Here is a 16,687-nt window from a genome sequence, read left to right on the forward strand (position 1 = left end):
CCCGCCACTGCCGGCGAGTCTGCGGTCACCGGTGGATGAACACTATGAACGCAATGATCAAGCCATGGGTTTTCGCCCGGCCTCTCCTTAGCATCGGCCGCGCCGCGCAACGGTGCGCCGATGAGGAGAAGGAGCACGCCCATGGACCGGCCGAGACTCGGAACGTCGGGTATCCGTGACATCCGCAATGGGGCCAAAGGACTTCGACGCCGCCGTGCCGCGATCGGCGCGGGCGTCGCGGGAATTCTCGTCGGCACACTCGCTGGACCTACGTCGGCTTCCTCCACCTCTACGGCCGCGGACGGACCGGCCTCAGTGGAGTGCCCAACCACCCTGACCGGAAAGGCCACTTGTTACACCGGGCAGGATTCCAACGGCGCCTATTACGCGATCGCCGTCCCGAAGGAATGGAACGGCTCGCTCGTGATGCACGCGCACGGAGGTCCCGACCTCGGCGCGGACTCCGACCCGGACCGCAGCATCGGCGATCTGGAACGCTGGTCGGTCATGGTCGACGAAGGCTATGCGTGGGCCGGTTCGTCGTATCGCCGCGGTGGTTACGGAACGCGGATGGCCGCCGCCGACACGGAGAATCTGCGCCGCCTGTTCGTCGAGGAGTTCGACAAGCCGAGGCGGACATATGTGCACGGTCAGTCCTGGGGCGGCAACGTCGCCGCGAAGGTCGTGGAGACGTACGGCGCCAAGAAGCACGGCCCCTACGACGGCGCCCTGCTCACCAACGGCGTGCTCGGCGGCGGCTCCCGCGGCTACGACTACCGCGTGGACCTGCGGGTGGTCTACCAGTACTACTGCCAGAACCACCCTCGCCCCACCGAGCCCCAGTACCCGCTGTGGGAGGGGCTGCGTGCCACCTCGACCATGACGAGCGCGGGGCTGCGCGCACGCCTGGAGGAATGCACGGGATTCTCCTCCCCCGCCGAGGAGCGGACCGCCCTGCAGCAGCGCAATCTGGACGACATCCTCGCGGTCACGGGCATTCCGGAGCGCACCCTGGAATCGCATCTGCGGTTCGCGACGTTCACCTTCCGCGACATCGTGCACACCCGGCTCGGCGGGCGAAATCCGTTCAGCAACAAGGGCGTTCACTATTCCGGGTCCCATGACGACAAGGCGCTCAACGCGGGCGTCGAACGGTTCTCGGCGGATCCGACCGCCGTTCGCGATCTGTCGTACGACAGTGACCTCACGGGCAAGGTCTCGATTCCCGTCCTCACGCTCCACGCCATCGACGATCCGACGGCGTTCATCGAGCACGAGGCGGCCTACCGCGACAGCCTTCAGGGCGCGCACCGGGACAAGATGCTCGTGCAGTCCTTCACCCGGGAAAGCGAACACAGCGGGCTGAGCAATTCCGAGTACGCCAACTCCATCTCCACTCTCAGCACTTGGGTACGCATCGGAAAGAAGCCGACACCGAAGTCGCTCGCGGCGTCCTGCGGCGCGTTCGACAAGAAGTACGGCACCGGCTGTTTCTACGACCCGCGTTTCTACCCCAGTTCGTACGCCACACGGGTCAACCCCCGCCCGGGCGGGCTGCGTTGGCCTGCCATGAGTGCCGCCCAGGAGAAGTCCTGGAGCCAGATCAACGGCGTGGGCATCGCCCCCTGACCCCCTGACCCCCTGAGCGTGACGGGGCCCTCGGGCAACAGCTCCGCCTCCCGGCCGACACGGATGGTGTCGGCCGGGAGGCGGAGCCGTAGGTACGCGCTACGGCACGCGGACGATCCCGTGCGCGTCCGTCACGAGCGACGCGAGCGGGCCGCGAACACCGCACCGGCGCCCAGGGCGATCACCACGGCGGCGCCACCGGCGATCAGGCCGACCGGAGCGCCGGCGCCCGTCTCCGCCAACGGCGGCGTGCTGTCGCTGGACGACGGCTCCGGGGTGGCGGGCGGAGTCGACGACAGCGGCGGCACGTCCGGTGTCGTGGGAGGCGTCGCGGAGGGCTTGGGGGTGGGCGGCGGAGTCGTCTCCTCCGCGGGCGGAGTGCTGCCCGCGGGAGTCGACGGGGTCGGCTCAGAAGGGGTGGGGGTCGGGGAGGGCGACTCCGGCGGGCTGTCGGCGCACTCCTTCTCGCCTCCGTTCCACGCCGCTATGAGGTGGTACGGAGTGTTGACGCCGTCGGGCTGGTAGGGAGCGGGGCCGTGCCCCTCGCCCGTCTTGCCGTCGTACGCGACGTCGTCGCCGTACAGGTCGATCTGGCCGTAGCAGTCGGGCAGCTTCACGGCCAGCTTCTGCCAGGTCCGCTTCGCGTCGTCGTCACCGGCCACGTCATCGGCGGTGAGGTAGACGGTGGCCTTGTCCACCATGGTCTGGCGGCCGGAAGTGGCCCAGTTCGGCCCCTCGGTGGTGTATTCGGCGAGGGAGACGGGGTACTTGCAGCCGTCCGCGACCTTCTGCCCGGGGGCGAGGCGGACCTCGACGGGCCCGGGGACGGTGTCCCAGGAACGGAATCCTCCCTGTGAGGTCCAGTCCTCGCCCACGACACCTCCGTCGGCGCCGACGAGGCGGTACTGGACCGTGGCCGACTGGCACGTCCCGCCGGGCGTGGCGTTTGCGACGCCCGCCCCGAACACGGGCACGGCGGCGACTGCGAGGAAAGCGGACGCTGCGAGGGCAGCCGGAATCCTGGGTTGTTGCGAACGCGACAAGATGGGCCTCTGTGGTTCGAAATGTGTGGGAGGTGGCTGAGCGCGCGTGACCGACGCGGGCGGACGCAACGAAGGCGTGCGCGACCGAGTCACTCGCGCCACTTCACTCGCTTGAGACACAGCGGAGTGGAGTGATCCGAATTCTTGTCACCTTTCACAACTCTCGTCAATCCTTCACGAGTTCACCATGTTCCGACTTGGTCACGACCCGCTCCCACCGGCCGGGAAGGACGTGACACGGAGGTGGACCGCGAGGCGGGAGCGGGCTCCGGAGGCCCGGCGAGACCCCATCGAAACATGCGGTCCATGAACCGAATGATGCGAGAGGTATTGACGCCTCTGGTGAGGCTCCTATCATCCAAGGCGTCCAACTGACCGGTCGATGTTCGACTCCACGAACAAGGACACGGCCGCAGCGGTTCATGCGCCCTCCGTACGAACCGGGCACGACAGCACCCGCATCACCCGTACCGGCAAGGCTCTCCCCACACGCCACTGTTCCGGACGAAGAGCGCACCTGGTGTTCGTGCGGCGAGCCCCGACCTCCTTTGGGATCCCGCATGCCCGCACCCGCACGCGACTTACGCCCGCGCCATCACCACATCCACGCGGTCGTACTCCGCTCCGCCTCCGAAGGAATCGGCGGTCACGGCGCAACTTCCGAACAGCTTCAGGGACCTGTCCAACGGCCGCCCGCCAGCGACGGCGCCATGCCTTGACGGGCACCCATCCGCATCCGCATCCGCATCCGCATCCGTACTGAGGAGAACCGTGAACCTTCTCAACCGGCTCAGCCGACGCCGATCCTCGGCATTGGGACTGCTGGCCGCCGCCGCGATGGTGGTGCCCGGTACCGCGACCGCCGCACCCGAATCGCCCGACTCTCCCGAGGTCAAGGCCTCCACCCTGGGCGCCCAAGCAGCCCAGACGGGGCGGTACTTCGGGACGGCCGTGGCCGCCGGAAGGCTCGGCGACGGGACGTACTCGACGATCCTCGACCGGGAGTTCAACTCGGTCACGCCCGAGAACGAGATGAAGTGGGACGCCACCGAGCGGACCCGAGGGTCGTTCACGTTCGGTCCCGCCGACCAGATCGTCAACCGCGCCACCGCACGCGGGCAGCGCGTACGCGGCCACACGCTCGTCTGGCACTCCCAACTGCCCGGCTGGGTCAGTGGCATCACGGACGCGAACACGCTCCGCGGCGTGATGAACAACCACATCACGACGGTGATGAACCACTACAAGGGCAGGATCCACTCCTGGGACGTGGTGAACGAGGCGTTCGCCGACGGCACCGGTGGCCAGCACCGGCCCTCGGTGTTCCAGAACCTGCTGGGCGACGGCTTCATCGAGCAGGCCTTCCGCACCGCTCGGTCGGCCGACCCGGCGGCCAGGCTCTGCTACAACGACTACAACATCGAGAACTGGACCGCCGCCAAGACCCAGGGCGTCTACCGCATGGTGCGCGACTTCAAGGCACGCGGCGTACCCATCGACTGCGTCGGCTTCCAGGCCCACTTCGGTACCGGCGGGCCGCCGTCCAACTTCCAGACGACGCTGGCCAGCTTCACCGCGCTCGGCGTGGACGTACAGATCACCGAACTGGACATCGCGCAGGCGCCGACGACCGCGTACGCGAACACGGTGAGGGCCTGCATGAACGTGTCACGCTGCACGGGCATCACGGTGTGGGGCATCCGGGACAGCGACTCGTGGCGGGCCGGGGAGAACCCACTGCTGTTCGACCGGAGCGGCAACAAGAAGCCCGCTTTCCAGTCGGTACTGACCGCGCTGGGCGGCACCGCCGCCACACGGACCGCGTCCGACGCCGCCGCGTTGCCCGGCAGCTACAGCTGGAGCTCCAGCGGCGTGCTGATGTCCCCAAAGCCGGACTCGACCCACAACATCGCCGGGCTCAAGGACCCGTCGGTCGTCCACCACAACGGCAGGTGGCACGTGTTCGCCAGCGTCGCGAGCGCGTCCGGCTACAACCTGGTGTACCTGAACTTCACCGACTGGTCCCAGGCCTCCTCGGCCACGCACCACTATCTGGACCGCAGTGCGATAGGCACCGGATACCGGGCCGCGCCGCAGGTGTTCTACTTCGCTCCGCAGCGCACGTGGTACCTCGTCTACCAGACCGGCAACGCGTCGTACTCGACGAACACCGACATCAGCAATCCGAACGGCTGGAGCGCGCCGCGCCACTTCTACTCGTCGATGCCGGACATCATCCGGCAGAACATCGGCAACGGCTACTGGGTGGACATGTGGGTGATCTGCGACAGCGCCAACTGCTACTTGTTCTCGTCCGACGACAACGGGCATCTCTACCGCTCGCAGACGACGCTGGGCCAGTTCCCGAACGGGTTCACCAACACCGTCATCGCGGCCCAGGACCCCAACAAGTACGCCCTGTTCGAAGCGAGCAACGTCTACAAGGTGCAGGGCACCAACCAGTACCTGTTGCTCGTGGAGGCGATCGGGTCGGACGGGCGGCGCTACTTCCGGTCCTGGACCGCCGGCAGCCTCGCCGGTTCCTGGTCTCCGCTGGCCGCGTCCGAGAGCAACCCGTTCGCCCGGGCCAACAACGTCGCCTTCCCCTCGGGGACTTGGACGAGAGACATCAGCCACGGTGAACTCGTCCGCGCGGGCAACGACCAGACCCTGACCGTCAACTCCTGCCGGCTTCAGTACCTTTACCAGGGCAAGGACCCGGGCGCGAGCGGCGACTACAACAGTCTGCCGTGGCGGCTCGGCCTGCTCACCCAGACCAACTCGGCCTGCTGACCGACCGCGGGCCCCTGCGCAGGCGGGGGCCCGCACCTCCCGTACGGATCGCGACGGCGGCCCCGCCGGTTCAGTCGTGGTCGCCGGTTCAGTCGTGGTCGCCGTTCAGCCGTGGTCCCCTTCCGGATCCACGTGCGGCATGATCCGGTCGAGCCAGCCCGGCGTCCACCAGGCATGGCGGCCGAGCAGGGTCATGACGGCCGGAACGAGGAGCAGGCGTACGACGGTTGCGTCGATCAACACGCTCACGGCCAGGCCGAGCCCGAGCATCTTGACGACGATATTGTCGCTCACGATGAACGCGGCGAAGACGCTCACCATGATCAGGGCGGCGCAGGTGATGACACGCGCGGTGATCTCCAGGGCGTGCGCCACGCTGGCCTTCGCGTCACCGGTGCGCAGCCAGGCCTCGTGGACACGCGACAGCAGGAAGATCTCGTAGTCCATGCTGAGGCCGAAGATGATGGCGAACATCATCATGGGCACGTAGCTCTCGATGGGCACCTTGCCCGACACGCCCAACGCCGGTCCGCCCCAGCCCCATTGGAAGACGGCGACGACCACGCCGTACGAGGCGGCGATGGACAGGACGTTGAGGACCGCCGCCTTGAGGGCGACCAGCAGGCCCCGGAAGACCATCAGGATGATGAGGAAGGCCAGGGCGACCACCACCGCGATGATCAGCGGGAGGCGCTCCGCGACGATGTCACGGAAGTCGACCTGGGCGGCCGTGGTGCCCGTGACATAGCCCTTGGCGTCGGTGCCCGAGACGGCCTGGGGCAGGGTCTCGTCGACCAGGCGGTTCGCCAGGTCGGTGGTGTCCGCGTTCTGCGGAGCCTCCTTGGAGTAGACCGTGCCCACCAGCACGTCACCGTCCTGCGTGGGCGTCAGCTGTGTGCTCGTGGCCGCGCCCTGCACATCGGTCAGGGACTTCTGCGCCTGCGTCGCCAGCGACGAACGCTGGTCGGACGGTACGGAGGTCTGGTCGATGACGACGGTCAACGGACCGTTGGAGCCGGGCCCGAAGGCGTCCGACATGAGGTCGTAGGCCCGTCGGTCGGTGAACGACTTGGGGTCCGCGCCGTCGCCGATGTGGCCGAGCTGGATCGAGAGCACCGGGATCGCCAGGACGAGGACCGTGACGACTCCGCCGACCAGGAACCACCAGGGGCGGCGCTGCACACGCTGGGCGTAGCGGTGCCAGGTGCCCTCGACGGGCTCGCCCGGGGCGGCGTTCGTCTCCGCGACGGGGCGGCGCACCCGGTAGCGGTCGATGCGGTGGCCGATGAGCCCGAGCAGGGCGGGGACGAGGGTCAGCGCGCCGACGACGGCCGAGACGACCGTCACGGCCGCGGCCACGCCCAGCAGGCCGATGAAGCTGACTCCGGAGACGGACAGCCCGGCCAGGGCGATGATCACCGTGCAGCCGGAGACCAGTACGGCCCGGCCGCTGGTGGCGGTGGCCCGGCCCGCCGCACGGACCGGGTCGTCGCCGTTCATGAGGTTCTGCCGGTGGCGGGTGATGAGGAACAGCGCGTAGTCGATGCCCACGCCCAGGCCGATCATGGTGGCCAGCGTCGGGGACACCGTGGCGAAGGTGAAGGCCGAGGCGAGCAGCCCCAGGCAGGCCAGCCCTCCCACGGCGCTGATCAGGGCGGTCAGCAGCGGGATGCCCGCCGCGAGCACGCTGCCGAAGCCGACGAGGAGCACGACGATCGCCACCGCGAATCCGATCAGCTCGCTGATCCGGTCGTCGGGGGCGGGCCTGGCGAGTTCGCCGAGGGGGCCGCCGTACTCGACCTCCACGCCCGCCGACCTCAGGGACTGGACCGAGTTGTCCACTCCGTCGAGGTACGAGTCGCCGAGCGTCGACGGTTGTACGTCGAAGCGGATGGTGATGTAGCCGGTCTTCCCGTCGCTGGACAGCGGGCCCACGTTCGGTTGTTGGGACTGGCCCGAGGACTGCGACGACTGCTGGGACGGGGCCGTCAACGGGTTCTGTGCCGAGAGCACGTGGGGAAGTTTCTGCAGGTCGGTGATCGTCTGGCCCATCTGCGAGCTGACCGACGTCAGCGACTGCTTGTCGTCGCGCAGCACGATCTGGCTGCTGTAGCCGCCCGCCGCCGGGTCGTGCTTCTTCAGTACGTCCAGGCCCTTCTCCGACTGGACACCGGGGAGCTGGAAGTCGTCCGAGTAGTCTCCGCCGAACGAGCGGTCCAGCACCTGCAGGGCGGCCAGTACGACCAGCCAGGCCACGATGACGATCGCGAAGTGCCGGGCGCACCACTCCCCCAACCTGCGCAGCCGCCCAGCTGCAACCTGCCCGTCCCCTGTACTGGACCGCGTTGGCGACATGGGCTGCTCCCGCAGTGAATGATCAAGGTTTTCCCCATTAAACGACGCTTTGATCACACCGTCATACGGAGCTTCGTATGGAGGCGGAAGGCCCGTCGAGTGCTCCAGGAGTCAGGAACCGTCGGCGGCTTCGGTGGCCAGCCACTCGCCGAGGGCGGCGAAGTCCGCGTCGGTGAGGCCCCGGCGGGGGTCCACCCGGTGCAGCAGGGCATGCCCTCGATGGTGTGCGGAGACCCAGGCCCTGTCGGTGTCGGTGATCTCGTCGTCGACCCAGACGAACGCGCGGCCGGCCGCCCGGTCGACCAGGGCGCGGGTCTTCCAGTGCAGTCCTCGCCGCGCGTCCCGTTCGGCCTCCCCGGCGGCCTGCTCGTCGTCCGGCTCCGGCCAGGTCACGACGGCCAGTTCGGGGAGACCGAGCCGCGGGGCGACGGTCTCGTTCGCCTCGGCCATCCAGGTGGTGGCCCAGACCGGCTCGCACGGCAGAGCCATCAGGCGGGGTCCGTGCGCGGGGTTGATCCTGGCCAGGAGCGGATTCTCGTCGGGCCCCGCCGGGGCCGTCCCGTAAGTGGGATACCCGCCCGGGAACTGCCCCGATGCCGCCCCGAAGGGAATGAGCGGGCCGTCGACATCGAGGAAGAGCAGTGGACGTCGCTCGGATCCGGTCATGGCCGCATGATAGTCGTCCTTCCCGGAAATCGTCGCGCGACTATTCGCGCTGTTTCCTTTTCATGGAGTCCATAAGGCGGATACAGTCGACCCATGCCCAAGATTGAATCCACACCCCGCGTGGCCCTCAAGAAAATAACCCCCGATGTGTCCGGAGCAATGGGCGCGCTGCACGGCGCGGCCGTATTGGCGGCGCAGGACGCCAAGGTCGAGCCGGAGCTTCTTGAGCTCATCCGGATTCGCGCTTCGCAGATCAACGGCTGCGCGTTCTGCATCGACATGCACACGAAGGACGCCCGTGCGCAGGGCGAGAGCGAGCAGCGTGTGTACGCGCTGAACGCCTGGCGGGAGACGCCCTTCTTCAGCGAACGGGAGCGCGCCGCGCTGGCGTTGGCCGAGGCGGTGACACTGGTGCACGACGGGCACGTCCCGGACGAGGTCTACGCGGAGGCGGCCGAGGTCTTCGACGAGGCACAGCTCGCGGCACTGATCTGGGCAGCCACCGTCATCAACGCGTACAACCGCATCGCCATCGCGACACGGATGGTTCCGGGCGCCTATCAGCTGGCCCAGAAGAAGGCCTGAGCACCAGAAGAAGGCCTAAGCAATCCCAATGACACCCCAGAATTTATCGTGACGCCCGAGAAATGATCTCCGAAATTCACTGAATCCGGATATGGACAGTCGCGCCGGGCCGAATGCATTCGGCCCGGCGTGAAACTTTCTCTCTTTATCGGATCAGGCGGCGGGAAGCGGCTCCATCAGACCGTCCAGCCATTCTCGCCATTCCTTGGCGAAGAGGTCCTGACCCGCTTCCATGGGCCGGCCTTCCCAGCCGGTCACCGGCCGGATTCCGTGCAGGGCGTTCACCAGCCACACCTCCCGCCCGGCGAGCTGCTCCAGGGTCCGCTCGCGGTGGGCCATCCGGATACCGGTGTGCACGGCCCGCTCCTGGATGAGGCCGGTGGTGACACCGGCCAGGATCGGCAGTTGCTGCGGGGGCAGGCACAGGGTGTCGTCCTCCCACCACAGCACGCTGGAGGTCGCTCCCTCCAGCACCAGGCCCGAGGGGGCGATCAGTACCGCCTCCTCCGCGCCCTGTCCCCTCGCCCGCTGCCGGACCCGGGCCAGCACGTCCAGGTCCGGTCCCTTGCGTCGTGGCACGGTTCTCGGGTCCGGCTGACCGGCCGCCCACACGCGTACCTCCGGAGCGGTCGGCGGCGCGTACCGCAGGAGCAGCCGCAACTGGAGGGAACCGGCCACGAGTTCGACACGCGGGAACCACGATCCCGTACGGGGCAGCGCCGCCGTCATGTCCCGCCAGAACTCGTCGAGTTGCTCGGGGGACGGACCTCCGCAGTCGCCGCAGGCCCGCAGGAACCGCTCCCGGTGCCGGTCGAGCCCGCGCACCTGTCCGTCCCGGACGAGCCAGGAGTCCGCTACCAGGAGCTGTGTGTCGGCCGCCAGGCCGGCGATCAGACCACGGCCGGGCATCCACGCCAACAGCCCCTCTGCGGTTGCCGGTTGTGTCATCAAGATGCTTTCCCCTCTCAGTACGTCCGTCAGTACGTCCGTCAGCACGGCCGGTGTGTCAGATGCTTCAGGTGCTCCGGTCAGTACTTCCGGCCGGCGCTCGCCGGTGATCCGTGCCTGGGACCGTACGGCGCGTGTTCCAACCAGGCCCCGCACCAGGGCAGTACGGGTGCCAGGGCCGCCGCGGCCCACTGTTTCGCCCGTACGGTCCGACGGCTGGGCCGCAGATGGTCGAGGGCGGCGCCGGCCGCCGCACTGTTGAACAGGGCCGCCGTCCGCCGGGCCGCCGCGAACTCCGCGACCGCCTCCGTGGTGCCGGCGGCTACGGCCGCCGCTGCCGCCGCCGCGTCCGCGATGCCGCTGTTCATTCCGCGGGCGCCGAAGGGCGGGAAGAGGTGGGCCGCCTCTCCGGCCAGCAGCACGCGGTGCTCCTCGTCGGTGAAGGTGGCCGCGACCTTGCGGAGGAAGTGGTACGTCGACACCCACAGGATCCGGTCGGCGTACCCCTCCCCCACGACCGCGGGCAGCCACTGCCGTACCGCCTCCTGGGTGCCGTAGGACTCCTGCGCGTCGTCGTCACGGCACTGCAGGTCGACCTGGAAGCCGCCCGTGAACGGCACGCGCATGACACTGCGGCCGCCGACGCCGGGATGCTCGTAGTGGAAGACGCGCTCCAGCGGCAGGTCGGCGCCCGGGATGTCGGACACGTCCACCACGACGTGGAAGCCTTCCGAACGGGTGCCCTCCATGGGAATGTCCAGCTCGCGCCGGACCGCCGAGCGGGCGCCGTCGGCGGCGATGACATGGGTGCCCGTCCAGCCGCGTCCGTCCTCGCTGCTCACCGCGACACCGGAGTCGGTGACCTTGACTCCCGTCACGCGCGCGCCCCAGGCGAAGTCCACCCCGGCCGACTCGCAGGCGGCGAGCAGGAACCGCTCGGTGTCCACCTGGCGCAGACTGGTGAAGGGGGGCGGGAAGGAAGGCGGCGGGAACGACTTGGCGTACACCTCGCGGCCCCGGTACAGGGTGCGCTTGGTCTGCCAGGTCCGTCCGTACGACGTGATGTGGGCGGCCAGCCCGGGGCGCATCCCTTCGAGCAGCCGCAGGGTCTCCTTGTGGACGAACAGGGCACGGCTGCCCGGCCGTTCGCGTCCCTGGGGGTCCGCTTCCACGAGGGTGACCGGGAGTCCGTGGGCGCGCAGGCCGAGTGCGGCCGACATGCCCACGGGCCCGGCGCCCACGACGATGACAGGGTTCACGTCAGGCGCCACCAGGATGCTCGGTGGTCGCGGTGGAAGTGACGGTCGCGGTGGCAGTCGCGCTCTCGGTGAGCATGCGGGTGATCTCCACCCGCTTGACCTTCCAGGTGGAGGTCATCGGCAGTTCGTCGAACCGCCACTGCCGCGGGTAGGTCATCCTGGGGAGGTCGGCGGTCGCCTCGTGCCAGCGTTGCAGGTCGAGGGGCTGTTCGCCCCGGACGACCACTACCGGGACCGGTTCGCGGTCGACGCCGGGCACGATGACGACCTCCCGCAGTTCGTCGAGACGGGACATCAGCGTGTCCTCGATCTCCAGATTGCTGTGCACCGAGTCGATCTGGTCGATCTCACGGTCGATCAGATAGAGCGCGCCCCACCTGTTCCGGTAACCCATGTCGCCCATCTGCCACCAGCCGTCGCCCAGTTGACGGTCGTAGTGGTCCTGGGCGCCGAGGTAGGTGAGGATCCGGCCCCTGGTGCGGGCCTCGATACGGCCCGCTGTACCGGGCTGGGTCCGCCGCCCCTCGCTGTCGGCGATCCGGACCCGGGTGAAGCCGGGGACGGCGATACCGACGCGGCGGCCGTCCGCCCGGGCCGCGCTGCGGCGCGTGTACCACTGGAAGGCGACCGGGCCCGTCTCGCTCTGCCCGTACAGCTGCATCAGCCAGGGCGAGCGCCGGTTCGACGCGCCGAGCAGCCGCTGCACGGTACGCGGGTGGATCGCGTCGAAGGTGCTGCCGTACGAGCGGACGCGCGCCAGCGGTGCGCCGGGTGCGTCGGCCAACTCCTCCCAGAGAACAAAGGTGTTGGGGTGGGTCTCGACGATGCCGGGGCGGTGCCGGGCGAGCAGCGGGCCCGCGGCGGCGGGCTCGGGGTCGGTGATGAACAGCAGCGGGCTGCCGAAGTGCAGCAGTACACCGAGCAGGTGGTAGAAGCGCGAGTGCACAAAGGACATGTGCAGCGCGGCCGTCTCACCGCGTGTAGGCCAGCCCATGGCCTTCTGTGGTACGAGCCGGTTCCACATGGTGTTCGGGCAGTGCACGGCGAGCTTGGGGGTGCCGGTCGTGCCCGAGCTGTGGGTGATGAGCGCGGGTTCGCGCGGGTGCAGCCGGACGGGTCCGTGGGGCGGGGCGCCAGCGTACTTGTCCAGCGGGATCGATCCCGGCGCGTCGTCCACGCTGAGGGTCTCTCGGACGAGCCGGGCGACGTCGATGTCCTTGAGCGGCCCGGTGAGCTTCGCCCGGTCGGTGACCAGCCAGGGCTCGTGGAGCCGCTTCAGGAGCTGGCCGACGACGGGGCCCTGCAGACCCGGTGAGAGCAGGACGGGGACGGCGCCGATCCGGGAGACGGCACAGGTCAGCAGGACGATGTCGACGTTGTCGCTCTTGTGGACGACGACCTGCTCGGAGGGCCGGACTCCGGCCTCCCACAGCCGCCCGGACAGGTCCTCGACCAGGGCGGACAGTACCGGGTAGCTGAGGTCGAGACCGAGTTCGGGGTTGACGTCCAGCGGCCGGTCCAGCGTCACCGGGACGGCGCCGTGCCGGGCGGTGGCCTGCTGGAACATCGGGCCGAGATAGAACCCACGATCGGAGAGCAGGGACTGCGGCTGTGGCATGTGCCCTTTCCTTTCTGGGGTGTTCGCGGTTGTGCCCACGGTCACCACGCGCCCTGGCGTACGAGGTGGCGGCGGAGCTTGCCGGTCGGGGTGCGGGGCAGTGACGGCACGACGTGGACGGTTCTGGGGGCCTTGAAGGCGGCGAGGTGTTCACGGGCCAGGCCGATGAGTTCGGACTCCAGGCCGGACCGGCTCGCCGCGAAGGTGGGAGCCGTCGAGGGCGACACGCCGATGACCACATAGGCCCGCAGTGCGGTCGCGCCACGGTCGTCGGTGACGGCCGCGACGGCGACCTCGCGTACCGCCGGATGCTTGCGCAGCACGGCCTCGACCTCCAGCGGGGAGACCGTGATGCCGCCGACCAGTTCCATGTCGTCGGCCCGGCCCAAGTGCCGGTAGCTGCCGTCCGGTTCGCGTCGAGCACGGTCCCGGGTGTTGAGCCAGCCGTCGACGAGGACGCGGTCCGTCTCTCCGGGCAGGTTCAGGTAGCCGGTCGTCAACGTCGGCCCCTTGACCCACAGTTCGCCCTCCGAGCCGTCCGGCAACGGGGCTCCCGCGCGGTCGCGCAGCTCCACGTCGAAGCCGGGGACCGGGCGGCCGACGGTGCCGGGGGTGTTGGCGTCGAAGCTGTTGGCGCAGAAGGCGTGTCCGGCCTCGGTGGAGCCGATCTGTTCCAGGACGGGCGCGCCGAGCAGTTCGGTGACGCGCTCGCCGAGTCCTGCGGGCATGCCCTCGCCGGCCGACACCGCCGCGCGTACGGAGGCGAAGCAGGCGGCGTGTCCGTCGGCCCGGTCGGCGACCAGGGCGGCGTACGCCGAGGGGACGGAGTAGAGCAGGGTCACCCGGTGGCGGGCGACGAGTTCGTCCACCGCGGCGGGTGAGGGGCGCCGGTCGACCAGTACGGCGGAGGATCCCGAGAAGAGGGGGAAGGCGAAGGCGTTGCCGAAGCCGTACGCGAAGAAGAGCTTCGACACCGAGAGGGTCACGTCGTCCGGGGTGATCCGCAGCAGCCGGTCGCCGATGAGTTCGTGGTACGTCCCGGGGTCGCCGTGGCAGTGCACAACTCCCTTGGGGGCGCCGGTCGTTCCGGAGGTGTACTGGATGTAGAGCGGGGTGCGCGGTCCGGCCGGGTGGGCGCCGGTGGTCGGCGGTGTGCTGCGGGTGAGCGCGACGAGCTGGTCGGCGCCCAGCCGGGTCCGCCCTGCGAACCGCTCCTCCAGTCCCGGCCCGGTCACGCACAGGGTGGCTCCGGCGTCCTCGGCCATGAACTCGTGGTCGGCCGGGGGCAGTTCGGGATTGACGAGGACCGCGACCGCGCCGAGCCGGGCGGTGGCCAGGAACGCCGTGACCCAGGCGAGGGAGTCGGGCATCGCGAGCAGCACCCGGTCGCCGGGGCAGACACCGTGGTCGGCGAGCACGCTCGCCGCGCGGGCGGCGAGGTCGTGCACCTCGCCGTGGGTCCAGGCCCGGTGGCCCTGGTGGAAGGCGGGCCGATCGGTCCAGCCCTGGCCCTCGGCAAGCGCGGCCAGCCCGGAGGCCAGGTTCCCGGCCTCCGTCTCGATGCCATCGGCCGTGTCGGTGGGGCTCGGGGCGGAGGTCGTGGGCGTCATCGGATCTGCTCCTGCAAGGAGACCGGCTCGGCTGTCGTGGACTCGCGGAGGGCGCGTAACTGCGCGGCGGTCTTCAGCAGCATCTCGTCGTACTCCGCTTCGGGATCGGAGCCGAGGACGATGGCGCCGCCCGCTCCCAGGTGCATCCGGCCGCCGGTGAGGACGGCGGTACGGATGACGATGTTGAGATCGGCTCCACCGCTGCAGCCGAGATAGCCGATGGCTCCGGAGTAGACCCCGCGGGCGGCGGTCTCCAGTGAGTCGATGATCTCCATCGTGCGCAGCTTCGGCGCTCCGGTCATCGAGCCGCCGGGGAAGCAGGCGCGTACGCAGTCCACGGCGTCCGTGCCCTCGCGGAGGCGGCCCTCGACGGTGGAGACGAGCTGGTGCACGGTGGCGTAGGTCTCGGTGGCCATGAGGCGGGGCACCCGGACCGTGCCGGTCTCGCAGACCCGGCCCAGGTCGTTGCGGAGCAGGTCGACGATCATCAGGTTCTCGGCGCGGGTCTTGGCGTCCGCGGCAAGCGAGTCCCTCAGCCGGGCGTCCTCCTCCGGCCGGTCGCCGCGGGGCGCGGTGCCCTTGATGGGCCTGGCCTCGGCGACGCCGTCCCGGGTGATCCGCAGGAAGCGTTCGGGGGACGCGCCGGCCACAGCCAGGTCACCGAACCGCAGGAAGGCCGCGTAGGGCGCCGGGTTGATGCGCCGGAGGACCCGGTAGTAGGCCAACGGGTCGGGCGGCGCGGGTAATTCGGCGGCGTTGGTCAGACAGATCTCGTAGCTGGTGCCGGCGTTCAGCTCACGCTTGCACGCCTCGATGTCGGCGAGATAGGTCTCGCGGTCGCGCACCAGCCAGGGTTCGGCGGCGTGCAGGTCCGGCTCGGACGCGGCCGGCGGGGTCGAGGTGGGCCCGGCCGCCGAGACGAAGCTCAGCTGCGCCACCGCGCTGTCGAGCCAGTCGCCGGCGTCCCGCGCGCCCTGCGGAGTGTTCTCCGCCAGGCAGACCGCGTAGGTGAAACCGTCTTGGTGGTCCACCGCTATCAGCCGGTCGGCGAAGAGCCAGGAGGCGTCCGGAGTTTCGGCCCGGTGACGGTTCGGCGAGCCGCAGTCGGCCTTGAGCTCGTATCCGAAGTAGCCGACGTATCCGCCGGTGAAGTCGAAGGGCAGGTCACCGGCGTCCACCCGGCGGGTCGCCAACTGCCGCTTCAGATGGTCGAAGACGCTGGCCCGCACCTTGCGCGGGGGCCGCCCGGGCCGCTCGACCTCACAGACACCGGACTCGACGTCGTACCGTACGAACTCGGCCAGCGGACCGGTGCCGTCGCCGAAGAACGAGAACCGGGACTGCCCCTCCTCGACCCGTGAACTGTCCAGCCAGAACGCCCTGGGCGCGTCGGCGCACATCCGGGTGAAGGCCGTCTCGGTGTCCACGGCGGTCGCGATCCGGCGGGTGTGCAGTCGGAACCCGACAGGCGCGGAGCGCCGGGGCCGGGGTACGAACGCCGTGGCGGCGCCGCCTTCGGTACGGGACTCGCGTGTACGGGACTGATGTGTACGGGACTTGGTCAGGCGGACCCCGCGACTGCGCGCCGCCGTGAGGCCCCGGAAGTTCAGGAACAGCCGGTGGCCGTACTCGGTGAGGATCGACTCGGGGTGGAACTGCACGCCCCACAGCGGCCGGGTGCGGTGGCGCAGCCCCATCAGGACGCCGTCCTCGGCCCAGGCGGTGCCCTTGAGGCTCGCCGGCAGCGGTTCCCGTACGGACAGCGAGTGGTAGCGGACCGCGGTGAAGTCCTGCGGGAGTCCGCCGAACAGGCCCTCGCCCGTGTGCCGGATTCTGGAGAGATGACCGTGCCGGGGCTCCGGCGCGGCCATCACCCGGCCTCTCTCGCCCGCCGCGATGCCCTGGTGTCCGAGGCAGACGCCGAGGACGGGGATCTCGGACTCGGCGAGCACCGTGGCGCTGATGCCGAAGTCGCGTGCCCGGGCGGGGTGTCCCGGTCCCGGGGACACCACCACGTTGTCGAATCCCCGCAGGTCCGGAAGACCGTCGGCCGGGGAGTCATTGAGGATCACCACCGGCTCCTCGCCGTTGACCTCGGCAATCAGCTGGAACAAGTTGTATGTGTACGAGTCATAATTGTCGATGAGCAGGGTCTTCACCCGCCCACCCCCCTTTGGTCGT

General features: G+C 69.6%; 11 protein-coding genes. 3 read left to right on the forward strand and 8 right to left on the reverse strand.

The annotated features are described in order from the left end of the window. The first annotated feature begins 141 nt into the window (after positions 1-141). Positions 142-1,629, forward strand: coding sequence for a hypothetical protein (locus tag ACIBEI_RS22035; protein WP_398891260.1), 1,488 nt, complete (start codon positions 142-144; stop codon positions 1,627-1,629). A 131-nt stretch (positions 1,630-1,760) separates the two neighbouring features. Here ACIBEI_RS22035 and ACIBEI_RS22040 read toward each other — a convergent pair whose 3' ends face one another. Further along, complete coding sequence (locus ACIBEI_RS22040) at positions 1,761-2,603, reverse strand: hypothetical protein (protein WP_398891262.1); 843 nt, start codon at positions 2,601-2,603, stop codon at positions 1,761-1,763. Between the two features lie 840 nt (positions 2,604-3,443). Between ACIBEI_RS22040 and ACIBEI_RS22045 the strand changes: the two genes are divergently transcribed. Continuing rightward, positions 3,444-5,465: a non-reducing end alpha-L-arabinofuranosidase family hydrolase gene (locus ACIBEI_RS22045; protein WP_398891264.1), complete on the forward strand. Its 2,022-nt coding sequence runs from the start codon at positions 3,444-3,446 to the stop codon at positions 5,463-5,465. 105 nt (positions 5,466-5,570) lie between these two features. Here ACIBEI_RS22045 and ACIBEI_RS22050 read toward each other — a convergent pair whose 3' ends face one another. After that, complete coding sequence (locus tag ACIBEI_RS22050) at positions 5,571-7,820, reverse strand: MMPL family transporter (RefSeq protein WP_398891266.1); 2,250 nt, start codon at positions 7,818-7,820, stop codon at positions 5,571-5,573. A gap of 111 nt (positions 7,821-7,931) precedes the next feature. Then, positions 7,932-8,486 carry an HAD domain-containing protein gene (locus ACIBEI_RS22055; RefSeq protein WP_398891268.1) on the reverse strand — a complete coding sequence of 185 codons (555 nt, stop codon included), beginning with the start codon at positions 8,484-8,486 and terminating at the stop codon, positions 7,932-7,934. A 93-nt stretch (positions 8,487-8,579) separates the two neighbouring features. Here ACIBEI_RS22055 and ACIBEI_RS22060 point away from each other — a divergent pair, with 93 nt between their 5' ends. Further along, entirely contained in the window at positions 8,580-9,071 is a 492-nt protein-coding gene (locus ACIBEI_RS22060) for a carboxymuconolactone decarboxylase family protein (protein ID WP_398891270.1), read from the forward strand. A 153-nt stretch (positions 9,072-9,224) separates the two neighbouring features. Here ACIBEI_RS22060 and ACIBEI_RS22065 read toward each other — a convergent pair whose 3' ends face one another. The 5 genes from ACIBEI_RS22065 to pabB all read right to left on the reverse strand — a co-directional run bounded on the left by ACIBEI_RS22065 (position 9,225) and on the right by pabB (position 16,665). Beyond that, positions 9,225-10,019 carry an aminotransferase class IV gene (locus ACIBEI_RS22065; RefSeq protein WP_398891275.1) on the reverse strand — a complete coding sequence of 265 codons (795 nt, stop codon included), beginning with the start codon at positions 10,017-10,019 and terminating at the stop codon, positions 9,225-9,227. Between the two features lie 80 nt (positions 10,020-10,099). Further along, positions 10,100-11,278, reverse strand: a complete 1,179-nt coding sequence (locus ACIBEI_RS22070; protein WP_398891277.1) for an FAD-dependent monooxygenase — start codon at positions 11,276-11,278, stop codon at positions 10,100-10,102. 1 nt (position 11,279) lies between these two features. Next, positions 11,280-12,896 carry a class I adenylate-forming enzyme family protein gene (locus ACIBEI_RS22075; protein WP_398891279.1) on the reverse strand — a complete coding sequence of 539 codons (1,617 nt, stop codon included), beginning with the start codon at positions 12,894-12,896 and terminating at the stop codon, positions 11,280-11,282. Between the two features lie 41 nt (positions 12,897-12,937). Next, a complete protein-coding gene (locus ACIBEI_RS22080; RefSeq protein ID WP_398891281.1) occupies positions 12,938-14,506 on the reverse strand; it encodes an AMP-binding protein in 1,569 nt (522 codons plus the stop codon). After that, the gene (gene pabB, locus ACIBEI_RS22085) at positions 14,503-16,665 is read right to left on the reverse strand and encodes an aminodeoxychorismate synthase component I (RefSeq protein WP_398891283.1); all 2,163 of its coding nucleotides are present in this window, start codon (positions 16,663-16,665) and stop codon (positions 14,503-14,505) included. Before pabB ends, ACIBEI_RS22080 begins: the two co-directional genes overlap by 4 nt. Positions 16,666-16,687: the final 22 nt, after the last annotated feature.

The sequence above is a fragment of the Streptomyces sp. NPDC050988 genome, from assembly GCF_044456225.1.
Lineage (GTDB): Bacteria > Actinomycetota > Actinomycetes > Streptomycetales > Streptomycetaceae > Streptomyces.